The organism is Stenotrophomonas sp. 2619, from assembly GCF_040548725.1.
Taxonomy (GTDB): Bacteria; Pseudomonadota; Gammaproteobacteria; order Xanthomonadales; family Xanthomonadaceae; genus Stenotrophomonas; species Stenotrophomonas maltophilia_AP.
In genome coordinates this window covers 193,126-208,120 of record NZ_JBEPSF010000003.1, presented here as the reverse complement: position 1 = coordinate 208,120, position 14,995 = coordinate 193,126, and the positions used below count along the sequence as shown (strand labels likewise).

Annotated in this window: 12 protein-coding genes; 4 read left to right on the top strand and 8 right to left on the bottom strand. The window is 65.6% G+C overall.

The genetic code is table 11. The annotated features are described in order from the left end of the window. Positions 1-2: 2 nt before the first annotated feature. Positions 3-2,897: a type 2 lanthipeptide synthetase LanM family protein gene (locus tag ABIA71_RS05265; RefSeq protein WP_354283701.1), complete on the top strand. Its 2,895-nt coding sequence runs from the start codon at positions 3-5 to the stop codon at positions 2,895-2,897. Positions 2,898-2,904: 7 nt separating this feature from the next. On the opposite strand, the gene ABIA71_RS05260 is transcribed toward ABIA71_RS05265, so the two are convergent. Further along, positions 2,905-4,269, bottom strand: coding sequence for an XAC2610-related protein (locus ABIA71_RS05260; RefSeq protein WP_354283700.1), 1,365 nt, complete (start codon positions 4,267-4,269; stop codon positions 2,905-2,907). A 212-nt stretch (positions 4,270-4,481) separates the two neighbouring features. Between ABIA71_RS05260 and ABIA71_RS05255 the strand changes: the two genes are divergently transcribed. The 3 genes from ABIA71_RS05255 to ABIA71_RS05245 all read left to right on the top strand — a co-directional run bounded on the left by ABIA71_RS05255 (position 4,482) and on the right by ABIA71_RS05245 (position 8,151). Further along, on the top strand, positions 4,482-5,705 hold the full coding sequence (locus ABIA71_RS05255; RefSeq protein WP_354283698.1) for an MFS transporter: 1,224 nt from the start codon (positions 4,482-4,484) through the stop codon (positions 5,703-5,705). After that, a complete protein-coding gene (locus tag ABIA71_RS05250) occupies positions 5,702-6,355 on the top strand; it encodes a YcxB family protein (protein WP_354283696.1) in 654 nt (217 codons plus the stop codon). The genes ABIA71_RS05255 and ABIA71_RS05250 overlap by 4 nt, the downstream gene beginning before the upstream one ends. Positions 6,356-6,699: 344 nt before the next feature. After that, the gene (locus tag ABIA71_RS05245) at positions 6,700-8,151 is read left to right on the top strand and encodes a TIR domain-containing protein (protein ID WP_354283694.1); all 1,452 of its coding nucleotides are present in this window, start codon (positions 6,700-6,702) and stop codon (positions 8,149-8,151) included. 108 nt (positions 8,152-8,259) lie between these two features. Here the strand turns inward: ABIA71_RS05245 and ABIA71_RS05240 are convergent, their stop codons facing one another. From ABIA71_RS05240 to proP, 7 genes are all read right to left on the bottom strand, one after another. Further along, positions 8,260-8,583, bottom strand: a complete 324-nt coding sequence (locus ABIA71_RS05240) for a thioredoxin family protein (RefSeq protein WP_354283692.1) — start codon at positions 8,581-8,583, stop codon at positions 8,260-8,262. Further along, positions 8,580-9,002 carry a baeRF12 domain-containing protein gene (locus ABIA71_RS05235; RefSeq protein ID WP_354283690.1) on the bottom strand — a complete coding sequence of 141 codons (423 nt, stop codon included), beginning with the start codon at positions 9,000-9,002 and terminating at the stop codon, positions 8,580-8,582. The genes ABIA71_RS05240 and ABIA71_RS05235 overlap by 4 nt, the downstream gene beginning before the upstream one ends. A 119-nt stretch (positions 9,003-9,121) precedes the next feature. After that, entirely contained in the window at positions 9,122-9,751 is a 630-nt protein-coding gene (locus ABIA71_RS05230) for an ATPase (protein WP_354283688.1), read from the bottom strand. A 3-nt stretch (positions 9,752-9,754) separates the two neighbouring features. Beyond that, on the bottom strand, positions 9,755-10,093 hold the full coding sequence (locus ABIA71_RS05225) for a type II toxin-antitoxin system prevent-host-death family antitoxin (protein WP_038688332.1): 339 nt from the start codon (positions 10,091-10,093) through the stop codon (positions 9,755-9,757). Between the two features lie 140 nt (positions 10,094-10,233). After that, complete coding sequence (locus ABIA71_RS05220) at positions 10,234-12,576, bottom strand: GH92 family glycosyl hydrolase (protein ID WP_502961019.1); 2,343 nt, start codon at positions 12,574-12,576, stop codon at positions 10,234-10,236. 96 nt (positions 12,577-12,672) lie between these two features. Next, positions 12,673-13,089: a hypothetical protein gene (locus tag ABIA71_RS05215; protein WP_354283684.1), complete on the bottom strand. Its 417-nt coding sequence runs from the start codon at positions 13,087-13,089 to the stop codon at positions 12,673-12,675. A 236-nt stretch (positions 13,090-13,325) separates the two neighbouring features. Continuing rightward, positions 13,326-14,813, bottom strand: a complete 1,488-nt coding sequence (proP, locus tag ABIA71_RS05210; RefSeq protein ID WP_354283682.1) for a glycine betaine/L-proline transporter ProP — start codon at positions 14,811-14,813, stop codon at positions 13,326-13,328. Positions 14,814-14,995: the final 182 nt, after the last annotated feature.

Sequence of the window (14,995 nt, the reverse complement as noted above, 5' to 3'; positions counted from 1 at the left end):
CAATGGCGGGCACAACCGTAGTCGATTCGTTTGCTCTTGTTCTCAACCACATCACCGCAGACCAGCGCGACGCGCTGACCAGACGGCTGAACAGCCTGGCCCCCGGCCTGAGTGCCGCGGAAATTGCGCTGATCAACGCCCAGGCCCAGGCCGCACTGCTTGAAAACGCCCACCTGAAACTCAACCGGCTGTTGCTGCTGGAGCTGCACGCAGCGGTCCGCAGCGGCGCCATCACCGCGACCGACAACGCGGGGCAGTTTGCGCAGTTCGTGCAGCTTGCCACCCATCCCGATTTCAGCGCTCACCTGGACCAGCGCTACCCTGCGGTGCGCCCGCGGTTCCAGCAGATGCTGGCCGCGCAATGCACCGCCGTTGAAGAACTGGCGGCGCGCATCGTCGCCGACCGCGACGCCTTCCCTGCCCTGCTCGGGCGCCCGGCCGGCCAGCTGCTGTCGGTGTCGCTGGGCAAGGGCGACCTGCATTCGCAGGGGCATACCGTTGCCCGGCTTGCATTCGAAGGCGGCAACCTGATGTACAAGCCGCGCTCGCTGCGTATCGACGCCACGCTGGACGCCTTCCTGGGCGCGGTGTTCGGCGACGTGCCGGACCGGGTGCGGGTGCCGCGCGTGATCGATCGCGGCAGCCACGGCTGGGCCGCATTTGCCGCGCATCGCTACTGTGACGGTGACCAGGAACTGCAGACCTACTACCGCGGGCTGGGTCACTGGCTGGCGGTGCTGCGCCTGATCGGCGGGACCGACATCCACCTGGAAAACCTGATCGCGGTCGGGCCGGTGCCGGTGGTGGTCGATGCCGAGAGCGTGTTCGCGCCGGTGATCGAGATCGAAACGTCCGGCTACGGGCAGGCGTACGACATCGCCGTGAAGCTGATGATGAACTCGGTCCTGCGCACGGGCATCGTGCCGTTCCGCACCGCTGGCCTGGGCATGGCCGGCGTGGATCTCTCCGCCGCAGGTGCCCTGCCGGGCGAGCAGCCGCGCGTGCGCGTACCGGTCATTGTCGAGGACCCGGCGGACGGGCCGCGCCTGGGCATGGTCGACGCCGACTTCGCCGCGTCACAGAATCATCCCTCGCCGCATCCGGACGTGTCCCGCTACTGGGACCAGATCAGCGAAGGCTTCATGCAGGCCAGCCAGCGGCTGCGTGCGCTGGACGCGTCGGGGGCACTGATGCCGTTGCTGGCCTCCTTCGAGGGCTGCCAGGTGCGTGACGTGCGCCGCCCGACCATGGCCTACGCCGAGATCGGGCGAATGCTGTGGCACCCGGCATCCCTGCATGACGAGCCCAAGGCGGTCGCGCGCGCGATGGATCTGCTGGTGCGTAATGCGCAGGTGGTGCGTGCGGCGCCATCGGATCCGGCCGCCATCATGGGCGAGATCGACGACCTGCGGCATGGCGACATCCCGATCTTCGCCGCCCCGGTGGCGTCGGAGCGGATCCGCGCCGTGGTCGCCAACTGGCGCGACATGCGCATCGACCTGGAAGACGTCACGATCCGTAGCACGCTGGTGGCGACCGACCTGAACCAACATGCCCTGGCCCGCGCCGAAGCGCGCGAAGGCTACTCCTACGCTGCCCGCGACCCCCGCCCCGACAACCTGGACGTGCGTCGGCGCGCGCTGGCCAGCGCTGCGGTGGAAAGCCTGCTGCGGTTGTCGGTGCGGGGCGACGATGGCTCGATGACCTGGATCACGCCGGAGATCACGCCCAACGGCTGGACCGTACAACCGGTCCGCCCGGACACCTACTTCGGGCTGGGCGGCATTGCGTTCGCACTGGCCGGGTACTGGCTGGAAGTGCAGGCAGGACGTGCGGATCCGGTTGCCGGCCTGGACGCTGCCCTGGAGGGCGCGATCCAGGTGCTGGCCAGCATGTCGCGGCTGGACCATTCGGAGATGGACGGCGGGTTCGTCGGCGCAGGCTCGCGGATCTGGGCACTGCTTGCGCTGGCCGACATGCTGGACCGCCGGGACCTGCTCGACGACGCACGGCACTGCGCGGCGTCGCTGGAGCGGCACAGTTTCGATGCGTCGCCGAAGTTCGAAATACTGGACGGCGTCAGCGGCGCCCTCCTGCCCTTGATCGGGCTGGCCGATGCCACCGGGGAAGCGCGCTGGCTCGCGCTGGCCGCGCGGGTGGCGCGCGTTGTGCAGGCCGCTGCCATCGTCGACGGTGACGGGGCGCGCTGGCCAAGCCCGCAGTTCGACGAACCCATCGGCGGCTTCGCCCACGGGGCGATGGGCATCGGCTGGTCGCTGGCGCGGCTGGCCGCGACCGACGCCGGCACCGCCGCCGAACGCGAGGAATGGCGGCAGCTGGCCGCGGCGGCATTCGCGTTCCAGGAGGCCCTGTTCGAGCCGGCCACCGGACGCTGGCGCGACATCCACCTGAAGGACGGCCAGAAGAACTTCCCGACCTGGTGCCACGGCAGTGTCGGCATCGGCCTGGCCCATGCCGACCTGTATGCGCGCACCGGCAGCGAACAGCACCTGCGCGGACTGCGCCGCGCGGTAGCGGATGCCGCCGGCAAGTGGGGCTTCAGCCACACGCTCTGCCATGGCGACCTGTCCACCCGCGAGCTGCTGCTGCGCGCGGCGGAACTGGACCCGGCCTGCCCGTACGAGGTCGATACCGCCGCCATCGAGGTCATCTCATCGATCGAGGAGCATCACGGCATGGTCGGCGGCTTGACCCGCGCCGCGTTCACGCCCGGCCTGATGATCGGCCTGGCTGGCGCGATCTATGGGTTCTGCCGGATGCACCCGGCGTGCGTGATGCCATCGCCGTTGTTGCTGGAGCGTGCTCCCGGCGCGGTGCGGCGCAGCCAGAAAGCCGCACCATCGACCCGCGAAGCCGTTCCCGCGTACGCCGGCTAGACCGGCGTTACGGCCCGTCGGGCGCCGCGCGGGCCCGCGTGGTGCGGTACTGCATGCGCCCGTTGCGCCAGGTGCCGCGGGTGGTTTCAACATACTCCCCGTCGGCGGAGAGTGTCTCTTCCCAACTGCCCACCTGCTGCAGCGCGCCGTCACGGTAGCGGTAGGTTTCCGAGGCATGCGAACAGCAGCCTCCGCGCGACGCGGAGGTAAGGGTGCGGTCTTGGGCATTGATCGACAGCTGTGGCAGTGCCGACAACGTGGCGTCGTGCACGAACGCGCCGCTGGCCGGGTCGAACAGGAATACGTTGAAGGTGCTGTTCGGGCCGGCACCGCCGGACATGCCCGGTGCCAGCAGATCCGGGTGGCCATCGAAGTTGGCGTCCACCACCTGCAGGAGCGCGTCGTCGTCGCCGACCGGATCGGCCTCGAAATCGCGCAGAACCTGACGCCGCTGGCCGGTGTGGGCGTCCAGTACCTCGATCGCAGCCAGCCTGGCCCCGTCTTCGTCCTGCGCAACGCCCGCACGGAACCTGCTCTCCGGGGTGGCGGCCGCCTGTGCCACCCAGGCAAGCGGGGCCAACGCATCGCGGTCGATCCAGCCGCGCACGGCGCTGCCGTCCTGCGCGATCTGCTCGACCTGGTACCACGCCGGGGTGCGGCGCAGCACGGCCAGGAAGCTGCCGGCGGCAATCGTCGCGACAACGTCCGCGTCGTTGGCCTGCGCGTGCAGGGGCACTGCCGTGCCGACATGCAGTACATCCACATAGTGCCGCGGCTGCTGCAGCGTGAACCGGTCGCTGTAGTGCACCACCTCGTACTGGTTGATGTGGCGCCCGTAGGCCTCTGGCGCGCAGACATCGGCGATGGCGCAGGCACCGGCTTCCTCTGCGGTGGGTGCACGCCGCGGCGGCACCTGCACCGCCCCCAGCAACTGCTTGCGGTCGGCCCAGCGCACCCAGAACGCGGTGGAGGTCCAGTCCAGTGCCGCTTCCCGGTCGTTGGCGCCGATGTTGGTGCGGCAGTAAGGCTGCGCCTCCGAATGCGCGTTCCAATCGGGGAATGCATACGCCGGACACAGCAGGTTGGCGCTGTTGATGTCGTACTGGTAGGCCGGGTCGGTAAGGAAGACCAGCTTGTTGAGCCCTGCCTGCGGATCGCGCGACACGAACGCATAGCGCACCCCGGCCGCCGCCGGAACGGCATGCGCGTAGCGCTGCTGGTAGTTTTCTCCCGCCGGCGGGGTTGCCGGGACGGCAAGCAGCTGCGCGTCGGGCTGCAGCGCATACAGCCCGGGCTGCAGCAGGTCGGGCGCAGCTGCAGTGCTGCCCGCCACGGCCACGGCCAGGGCCAGTACAGGCAAAAGGAAGGCCATGGGATGTCTCGTTGGCAATACGGAAGGCCGGCGCATGCTACCGCGCCGGCGCACATGCTGCCCATGTGCCGGCCATTCGCCCGGTCCGGCACAGGACGGCGCCCCGTAACCGGCCTATCCTTGGCTACCCCTTACCTACGGGCCAGGGACCCCGCGGCGCCCGGGTGCGCATGCGGGGTGCCACTGACCGCACTCCGCTTCCGATACCGTCCATGACTTCGCCTTCCCCCGCGCAACCACCGCTTCCCGTCGCCGCCACCGCCACCGCGCCAAACCAGGGCTTTGCGATCCACATCGTTGGCGCGGCCGCCTTTGCGCACCTGCTCAACGACATGATCCAGGCGGTGCTGCCGGCGGTGTACCCGATGTTCAAGAGCGAGTTCCAGCTCAGCTTCGGCCAGATCGGCGTGATCGCGCTGGTGTACCAGATCACCGCGTCGCTGCTGCAGCCGTGGATCGGGATGTACACCGATAAACGACCGCTGCCCTACCTGTTGCCGTGCGGCATGATAGCCACGTTCATCGGCATCGCGATGATGGCCCTGGCCGGCAGTTACCCGATGCTGCTGGTGGCCGCCGCGGTGGTCGGGGTGGGCTCGGCCACCTTCCACCCGGAAGCGTCGCGCGTGGCGCGGATGGCCTCGGGCGGGCGCTTCGGTACCGCACAGTCCACCTTCCAGGTGGGCGGCAACACCGGCTCGGCGATCGGGCCGCTGCTGGCAGCCGCGGTGGTGATTCCGTATGGGCAGCGCTCCATTGCCTGGTTCATGCTGGCTGCCGCGTTGGCCGTTGGCGTGCTGTTCCTGCTCACCGGGTGGACCATCCGCCACGGGCAGGCAAAGATGAGCAGCCTGGCGCGCAGCACCGGGGTCGGGCTGGGGCGAGGCAAGGTGATCCAGGCCATCGCGGTCATCGCGGTGTTGATGTTCGCCAAGTTCGTCTACATCGCCTCCTTCACCAACTACTTCACCTTCTACCTGATCGAGCGCTTCCATCTGAGCGTGCAGCAGAGCCAGATGTACCTCTTCATCTTCCTGGCCTCGATCGCGCTGGGTACCTTCATCGGCGGCCCGGTGGGCGACCGGATCGGGCGCAAGGCGGTGATCTGGATTTCCTTCCTGGGCGTGGCCCCGTTCGCGCTTGCCCTGCCCTACGCCAACCTGATGGGCACCGCAGTGCTGGCCGTGGCCATCGGTCTGGTGATGTCCTCGGCGTTCGCCGCCTTGGTGGTGTACGCGCAGGAAGCCGTGCCGGGCCGCGTGGGCATGGTGTCGGGCCTCATGTTCGGCCTGATGTTCGGCATCGGCGGCCTCGGCGCCGCCGGCCTGGGCAAGCTGGCCGACGTGCACGGCATCGTGTGGATCTACCACTTCACCTCGTACCTGCCGCTGCTGGGGCTGGCCACGGCCTTCCTGCCCCGGACCCGCGCGCGGTGAGCGAAGCGTGCGGGGATCTGCGCTACACGATTACCGCTGCGCACACCCGCCACTGGGTGGATGAGGCACTGGAACGTGAGATGCGCCGCGACGATGCGCTGGCCGAGCGTCTTGGCGGTATGCAGCAGCGGGCGGTCCTGCCGATGCTGATGCTGCTGCCGGCGTGCGGCGCCGGTTGGCTGCTGATCCATCGCGGCGCCACCCTCGAAACGGGGATCACGCTTGCGCTGGCGGCGCTGCTGCTTGTACCGGCGTGGCATCTTGCCCGCCCGTTCGCTGCGCGGCTGCGCAGCACGATGGCGCGGCAGCAGGCTGACAGCACGGCGACCGGGCGTCCGCTCAATCGTGCCCTCGCCCGGCTCACCCTGTCGATGCGCTTCAAGCGATTGCAGGGCGCGTACCGGGTGCAGTTCGATGCCCAGGGCATGCAGGTATCGCGGGCAGGACAACGACCCGCGTCCCTGCGCTGGAACGAGGTCGTGCATGTGCGGGAAACGGACGCGTTCGTGGTCGTGGCCTGTGCCGCGTTGCATCGCCGCGGGCAGGCGTACTGGATTCCGAAGGACACCGATGCGATGGACCCGGCGGCCTATCGCCAGGGGATGGCCGGCTTGCTGGACCATTGCAGGGCAGCTCCGACGATGGCCTGACCCACCGAAGGTCGGTGCATAGCACCCTCCTAATCACCCAGCGTAGTCGCTTCTGCGTAGCCCCGCGCGAGCGCTCACAGCATCATCCGTAGCAGTCCGCGCCATAAGATCTGAATACGTTAACGACCGCAGTCTCCTCGCAGAGAACTTTACGGGAAAGGCCTGCGAGCGCGGAACTTCATGTTGTGAGGAATTCCGAGGCCACATCCATAGCCGGCAGTGAATCAGAAGCATCATGCTTCGTCCATCACTGCGTCATTCGAGGCTGCGGTTTTAAGCATCAAATACTGCCACTTACTTCTTTCGCGTGTAATCTATCCGATATGAGTTGTAGAGGGGACTACATGGACACCAAAGCCCTTGTGAACCTGACAATGACCTCATTGTCCTGTACGCAGCGGAGCTTGGCAGAGCTGATTGGCGCTAGCCCTGCCCAAGTCCGTCTTTGGAAAAATGGCAGACAGATGCCTGACAGGATTGAAGGCATGCTCCGTGAATTATCTGGAATTGGCCGGCTTGATCCTGAATTTGTGTTGATGGCAGGCTCCGTAGATCAAGCAGAGAAGTGGGCACGAATGATCCACGTCCTTGCCGACTTTGCGCTGGAGGACGCCGAGACTGGATACGACACAGCACCCCTGCAGCGCGACATTGAAACCAGAGATATTCTGATTTCCGAGACATTTAATTTAATCAGGGATCTAGGAGTAAAAATTCCGAAAGTGTTTCCTGTTGAAATTGACTTCGGCCCGATTGATTCCCTTGATGATGACTCGCACGAGCACTACCTGGAAGCGCTTGAAAATAACGTCTACTCATCCCTCATCAAGCGACTGTACGAGGCGCTAAATGACTTGTATGGATTCTATGCGGCCTATATTTCCGAGCTTTACAATGACGATGAGCTTGAGCTCTTTGACACGCCCGCCGAGAACATCGAGCCCTGCCTACTGTCCCTTGCAGCGTGCAAGATAGATTTCCCCGATGCGCTTTGCGTCAACGCTCACCAGTACCGTCACAAGGTAATAAGCAACTACGAGAAATGGCTTGGAATCGTAAAGGAACGTGCGTTTCGCGCTGGTGTGGCGATCCGCGCCGAACCACTTAACCTTGTGTACGATTGCTGTGATAGCTTGGGCCATGCCGCTGAAGCGGAGGCGCTCGGATTCAACACTTCCCGCCTTCACCCCGATGTTCATATGAATGAGCTTCTAGTCGGCATGAGAATAATTCATCAAGTATTGCCAACGATTATGGAAAAGCTGAACATCACTGATTCTTTCAAGCTTGACACCTCCGAGCTCGCGCTTGGCCGCCGCCTTGATAATTTATCTGGACTAGTCAGAGATCCGCCATTTGATCCAACTTCAAAGGGTGAGGGCGCGTTTGATGTATTCATTTCGCACGCCTCAGAGGACAAGGACGCGATCGTAAGAACGCTGGCCAACTGCTTGATTTCGAAGGGCCTTAAGGTCTGGTATGACGAAATGACCCTTCGAATTGGAGATAGCCTTCGACAAAAAATCGACAAGGGACTTGCGTCAAGTCGCGTGGGACTGGTTGTCCTTTCACCCGCCTTCATTAGAAAGGGCTGGACAAACCATGAGCTAGACGGAATTGTCACACGCTCCCTGTCAGGAGAGCAGGTGCTTCTCCCAATATGGCATCAGATTACAAAACAAGAAGTGATGGACTTCAGCCCATCACTTGCAGACAAGGTCGCACGAAGCACTACAACGCACACGGTGGACGAGATAGCGACGGAGATCTGCGAATTGCTTGATTCACGCTCGTAGGCATATCGCACTAAGTTGCGCGTCAGACCCCTCATCACTAGGCCGCTGCTAAAGGCGAGCCTTTTGGAGTGGATGTAGTCCAAGCCTCTAATGAAGAAGTCTGGCGACTTAGAGATACGCCGCCCTGTTGAGCAAAGCCAAATCCGCATCCGCACGCGGGCGCACGACCCGCGCCACTTCCTGCCCGTCATGCAGCAACACCAGCGTCGGCCACAGCCGCACCTGGAACGACCGGCCCAGCGGTCGCCCCTTGCCGTCTTCGATCTTGAGATGGGAAATGTCCCTTGCCTCCAGCCAGTCCTTCACGGGGGCCTGCGCGGCACTGCAGTGCGGGCACCACGGCGCGCCGAATTCCAGCAGTTGCCAGCCGGGAGCCGCGTCGATGGCGGCCCGGCTGGGTTCCTGCGCGGCATAGGCGCGCGTGTAACTCATCGCGGGGACTCAAGCGCCCGCTGGATGTCTTCAAGCGGTGCGTTGGTGAGGTCCTTGGCGATATCGGTGACCAGGCGGGCCTGGACCTCCTTGTGCAGCTGCGGGCGGATACGCCCCAGAGTCTGCGGGTCGGCGATCAGGACCAGGTGCGCGTAGCGGTTGTTGAGGGCGTCTTCATTCAACTGTCCGGCAAGCTGCTTGGCGAAGGTGGCTTCGTTCATCTGCGCGATGCTGGTGTCCTGCGGCATCGAGCCGGACGGACCCTGCCCCGAAACACCTTGCGCGCTGATGTCCTGCAGCTTCAGCGCCTCCTGCTGCTTGAGCTGCAGGGTATGGCCACTGCCGATGTTGGTGAACACGCGGGCCGAGCCGCCGTCTGCGACGACAATCAAGGTGCCTTCCGGGATCTGCTGCTGCATGGTGAACTCCTGTGGAAAAACGGGTGCCAGTGCACCCAGGTCCACCGTAGGCGGGCAGGTGTAAGGACCGCGCATACGAATGTGTTCGCGATGTGTGCAGCGCACGCCCGGCGCAGGGGTCAGGACGCGCTGGCGTGCAGTTCCATCGCCCGCATGACGATCGGCTTTGCCCAGTCCGGGGTATGCAGCAGCTCGGCCACCGACACCGGGTAGTGCAGCCCGCGGCGGTCCCAATGCAGCAGCGGCAGCGGGTTGGCGCAGCCCTGCGCGTCCAGCGGTGCGCTGTTGTCGTAGACCTGCAGTTCGGCCAGGTGGGGCAGCAGCGCCAACAGGTTTTCACGCGATGCGTCGTAGCGGGCGTGAATCTTGTCCTGCGGGATGTCGTGGCCACCCTTGGCAACGCGCGCGGCCACCCGATCGATATGCAGCTGCACGCTGTCCAGGCCGCAGAACCAGATCGCCACGTCATGGGTTTCGCACGCCTCCCGCAGCAGCCGCGCGATGGTGTTGCCGCCCAGGGTGGTTTCAAAGGCGAAATCGCTGCCCTCGGCCATGGCGGTGCGCAGCCGCCGCGCGCCTTCGTGCCAGGCGGCTGAGTTGGCCTCTTCGGCCGCCCAGCCCGCCTGGACCAGGGCGCGGGTGAAGGAATCGGGATTGAACCAGGTCAGGCCATCGGCCTCCAGCCAGGTTCCCAGCAGCGAACTCTTGCCGGCGCCATTGACGCCGGCAAGCACCAGTATCTGCCCCATCGGTCAGAGCGACTTGCCGGGGGTGATCCTGCCGCGCCGGATCGGCTGGCCCAGCACCTTGCCCAGCCCGCCGTCGCGGTTGAGGCTGGCCAACTGCACGTCGAACTGCGCGCGCAGCCGTTCCAACTCGCCGCCGCGCTCGTCGGTGTCGGCTTCGGCGGCCTTGGCCAGCAGCTCCTGGTAGGCCTTGATGTCCACGATCACCGCTTCGGGGTGGTTGTGGTTGGTGATCACCAGGGCCTGCTTCTCGCGCACGGTGCGCATCAGGCTTGGCCAGCCACGGGTTTTTACCGACGATGCAGTGGCCTTTTCAAGGCCGGGCAGGTCCAGGGGCAGGGTCATGGCAGGCTCCAGCGCGGGATATGGGCCCATCATACGCCTTTTGGCCAAATTGGACATAAATCCCAATTTGGCCCTACCCCAGGCCTCGCGAGCCGGGACACCCCCTGCCCGGCAAGGGCGGGACGGGTCCCGGCCACGGGTCAGCGCGACATCGAGTACGGCGCCTGCGCGCCCTCCCCCGGCCATGCCTTGTTCGGCGCGGCCTGCAGCGTGAAGCGCAGCTCGCCGCCGGCCAGGATCTCGGCATGACGCAGGAAGGTGCGCTGCAGCGGCTTGCCGTTGAGCGTCACCGAGCCCACGTACTGGTGACCCTTGCCCATGCCCTCGGTGACGATGCTGAAGCGCTTGCCATTGGGCAGGTTCAACGTGGCCTTCGGCAGGAACGGGCGACCGATGATGTACTCGCCACTGCCCGGTGCCACCGGGTAGAAGCCCAGCGCGGTAAACACATACCAGGCCGACATCTGGCCCAGGTCGTCATTGCCGGCCAGGCCATCGGGACGGTCGGCGTACTGGGTGTCCATGATCTGCTTCAGCCGCGCCTGGGTGCGCCACGGCTGCCCGGCATGGGCGTACAGGTACGCCACGTGATGGCTGGGTTCGTTGCCGTGCGCATACCAGCCGATCAGGCCGGTGATGTCTTCCATGTGCTCGAAGATCGACGGGTCGACCTTGGCCTCGAACACCTGGTCCAGGCGGGCCAGCAGTTTCTCGCTGCCACCGTGTGCGGCGGCCAGCCCGGCCACGTCCTGCGGCACGTACCAGGAATACTGCCAGGCATTGCCTTCGGTGTAGTCGGTGCCGTACCCGCTGGCCGACGGATCGAACGGGGTGCGGAAGCTGCCGTCACGCTTGCGCGCGCGCATGAAGCCGGTCTCTGCGTCGAACGCGTGGCGCCAGTTGCCGGCGCGACCGTCGAAGGTGGCCTGCACGTCCTTGCGGCCCATGGCCTCGGCCATGCGCGCGATGGTCCAGTCGTCGAAGGCGTACTCCAGCGTCTTGCTGGCGGCCTCCCCCTCTTCGTCGATCGGCACCCAGCCCAGTTCGCGGTACTGCGCGATGCCGTCATACGGGCCGTAGTTGGCGGTGGCCACCATGGCATCCAGCGCCTTGTCCGCATCAAAACCGCGGATGCCCTTGACGTAGGCATCGGCGATCACCGGCACCGCGTGGTAGCCGATCATGCACCAGGTTTCCTGGCCGTGGAACGCCCACACCGGCAGCATGCCGTACGCACTGTGCTGCTGGTGGGCGATCAGCGAATTGATGAAATCACTGTTGCGCTTTTCCGGCTGCACCAGGGTCAGCAACGGGTGCAGCGCACGGTAGGTGTCCCACAGCGAGAACGTGGAATAGTTGGTGTAGCCGTCGGCGCGGTGCACGGCATTGTCCGAACCGCGGTACTGGCCATCGGCATCCATGAACAGGGTTGGGCCCAGCATGCTGTGGTACAGCGCGGTGTACGCGCTGCGCAGGTCATGCGCGGGGGCCTCGATCTCCACGGCGGACAACGCCTGGCGCCACTGCTGCTTCGCCTCGGCGCGGACGCGGTCGAAGTTCTGGTCTTTCGCTTCGGCGTTGAGGTTGGCGATCGCGCCCTGCTCGCTCACCGACGAGATGGCCACGCTGACCACCAGCGGCGCATCCAGCGTGCCGAAATCGAACGTGCCCACCAGTTGCCGCCCTTCGATCTGCGGGCGCTGCGTGGGGTCGTTCTGGCCCGGCGGCGGGAAGCCCTTGTAGGCAATGTCGGTTTCGGTGTTGTGCAACGCGTGGCCGGTCAGCGGGCGCGAGAAACGCATCGCGAAATACAGCTGCCGACCCGGGGCCCAGCCGCGGGTTTCGCGGAAGCCGGTGACCGTGCCATCGGGCTGCAGGCGCAGCCGTGACCACAGGATCTTGCCCGGGTAGTCATACAGGCTGGTGCGCAGGTCGAGCAGCACCCGCGCCTTCTCGCCCTTCGGATAGGTGTAGCGGTGCACGCCGGTGCGGGCGCTGGCGGTGAGCTCGGCGCGTACCTTGTAGTCGTCCAGCGTTACCGCGTAGTAGCCTGGCTCGGCTTTCTCGTTGTCGTGGTGGAAGCGCGAGGCATAGCCACTTTTGGGCGTGTCGGGGTCGCCGCGCTCCAGTCCGGGATCACCGGTGAACGGCATCACCAGCACGTCGCCCAGGTCCGAATGGCCGCTGCCGGAGAAATGGGTGTGCGAGAAGCCGACGATGCTGCTGTCGTCATAGCGGTACCCGGCAGCCCAGCCGTAGGCTTTTTCGCGCGGCTGGATGCGGGTGTCCGGACTGAGCTGGACCATGCCGAACGGCACCGTGGCGCCGGGATAGGTATGCCCCTCCCCGCCGGTACCGATGAAGGGGTCGACGGCGGCGTAGGCACGTTCACCCACGTTCGCCGGTGCCGCTCCCGCTGCGCCGGCCACCAACATCGCTCCAACCGCGAGCCCCAACCACCGCACCGTCCCCGTTTTCGTCATGGCGTTTGAATTTAGATCGATTCAAGGTGGGTTCGATCCTAGCACCGGTGCGACGGCGTCGCATGTTGCGGTGCGGTTGGACGCCCTCAGACCCGCTCAACACACGCTCCCGCGCGACCTGAGGCAGAAGCTGCCCCAATAACTGATCAGGTCTGATCGCTTCACGGCGACGGCATTCAGCCGGAAGGTATAACGACCGACTTCGGTCAGAGCGGACGGAGGCACGTCCTGCGTGTAACCGGCGAGGTCGGTGCCATGGAGCAGGCATTGTCCGGGCCTCAACACGAATCGTTGCGATGCCGGCAGCGCACTGATGCTCCAGACCCGTTTCGCGCCGGCCCTGCTCTCATGGATCAGCCAGACCGACTCGACGGAGAAATTCTTCTTCGCGCCAGCCGGTACACAGATCGCCGGAGCACCCTCAATCACGCTCACCACGCCAGGCCCGTGCCGTCCCCATGGCGTGGCTACGACCGGGGCTGGAAGCAGCATCACGCATGCCGCGATCAACATGCCGTACCGCACGTTGGGGAGACGTCTCATATCGTGTCCAATTGGCAACGGCGGGGTCGGGCGCGCAGGCCAGTTGCAAGCGCCAGTCCACGCGGGGACGCTCTTCAATGCCGGTAGCGCAGGGTGCCGATCCCATGACGCCGTTGATATGAACATTGTTGTAGTTCGCGCCGGCCGTAACGCCGCTGCTCACGCGACTGCGCCCCTCGCCTTACACCGAGGGGCGCCCATTCGGATCACGCCGGCCGCGGGTCTTCCGGCACGACTGCCTCGGGCAACGTCGGCTGCGCGTTGTCCACGGTCATCGGAGCGTCGCTGCGCAGCAGGGCCCTCGCTTCGGCCTCGCTGGCCACAGCCGGCGGCGAGCCACGTAGCGGCAAGCGCGCGGTTTCGTTGACGAACAGCATGGTGATGATGCCGATGACGGCCGCGCCCATCAGGTAGTACGCCGGCACCAGCGGGTCGCCCGTGCGCTCGACCAGCCAGGCGGTGACCAGCGGCGTGGTGCCCCCGAACAGCGACACCGAGACATTGAACGCGATCGACAGCGCGCTGTAACGCACCGGGGTGTAGAACAGTGCCGGCAGCGTGGAGGGCATCGAGCTGGTGAAGCACACCAGGGCAAGGCCCAGCAGCATCAGGCCGAGGAAGATCAGCCAGTCGTTGCCGGTACCGATCAGCTTCAGGCACGGAATGGCCAGCGCGAACAACGCGATGCAGGCGCCGATGATCATCGGGCGACGGCCGAGCTTGTCACTGAACAGGCCGCCCACCACGTTGAGCGGCATCATCACCAGCATCACGATGATGATCAACAGCAGGCCCTTGCTTTCGGCGTAGCCCATGGTGACGCTGAGGTAGCTGGGCATGTACGTCAGCAGCATGTAATCGGTGACGTTGAACACCAGCACCAGACCCACGCACTTGAGCAGCTGCGGCCAATGCACGCGGAACAGCGCACCCAGCCCGGGACGTTCGTTGTCGCGCTTGTCGGCCTCTTCGGCGTAGGCACGGAACGCCGGGGTCTCTTCCAGCTTCATGCGCATGTACAGCCCCAGCAGGCCCAGCGGACCGGCCACCAGGAACGGAATGCGCCAGCCCCAGTCCAGCATCTGCGCGCTGCTCAAGGCCATGTGCAGCGCGGTCACGGTGCCGGCGCCGGCGATGTAGCCGCCCAGCGTGCCGAACTCCAGCCAGCTGCCCATCAGCCCGCGGTTGCGGTCGGTGGAGTACTCGGCGATGAAGGTCGCCGCCCCGCCGTACTCGCCGCCGGTGGAGAAGCCCTGCACCAGCCGCGCCAGCAGCAGCAACGCCGGCGCCCACAATCCGATGCGGTCGTACGACGGAATCAAGCCTATGCTGAAGGTGCCCAGCGCCATCAGGATCATGGTGAAGGCCAGCACTTTCTGGCGACCGTACTTGTCGCCCAGCGGCCCGAATACCAAGCCGCCCAGCGGCCGCACCAGGAAGGCCACGGTGAACGTGGCGAAGGTGGCGATCAGCTGTGCGGTCGGATTGCTGGCCGGAAAGAACACCTGCCCCAGGGTGACCGCGATGTAGCCATACACACCGAAATCGAACCATTCCATCGCATTGCCAAGGGCGGCGGCACCCACGGCCTTCTTGAGCATCGGGCGATCAACAACGGTCACTTCATCCACCTGGACGTGGCGACGGCGTTTGAACCACCCGAAATGGGCGTGTGCGGCATGCAGGTCCTGCATTCTGCTTTCTCCTGGAAGCATGGCCACCACCACGCCCGAGGTCCCGCGCACGGCACAGGAAAGAACCGCCTTCGAAAGAACGCGGCACAAGGCGCGAAGAAGGGGTGGCAACAGGCGTTCCCGGACGGCCGCGTGGAATTCCACGGCGCTGCAGGAAGGGTGACCGAGAGACGGGCAACGGC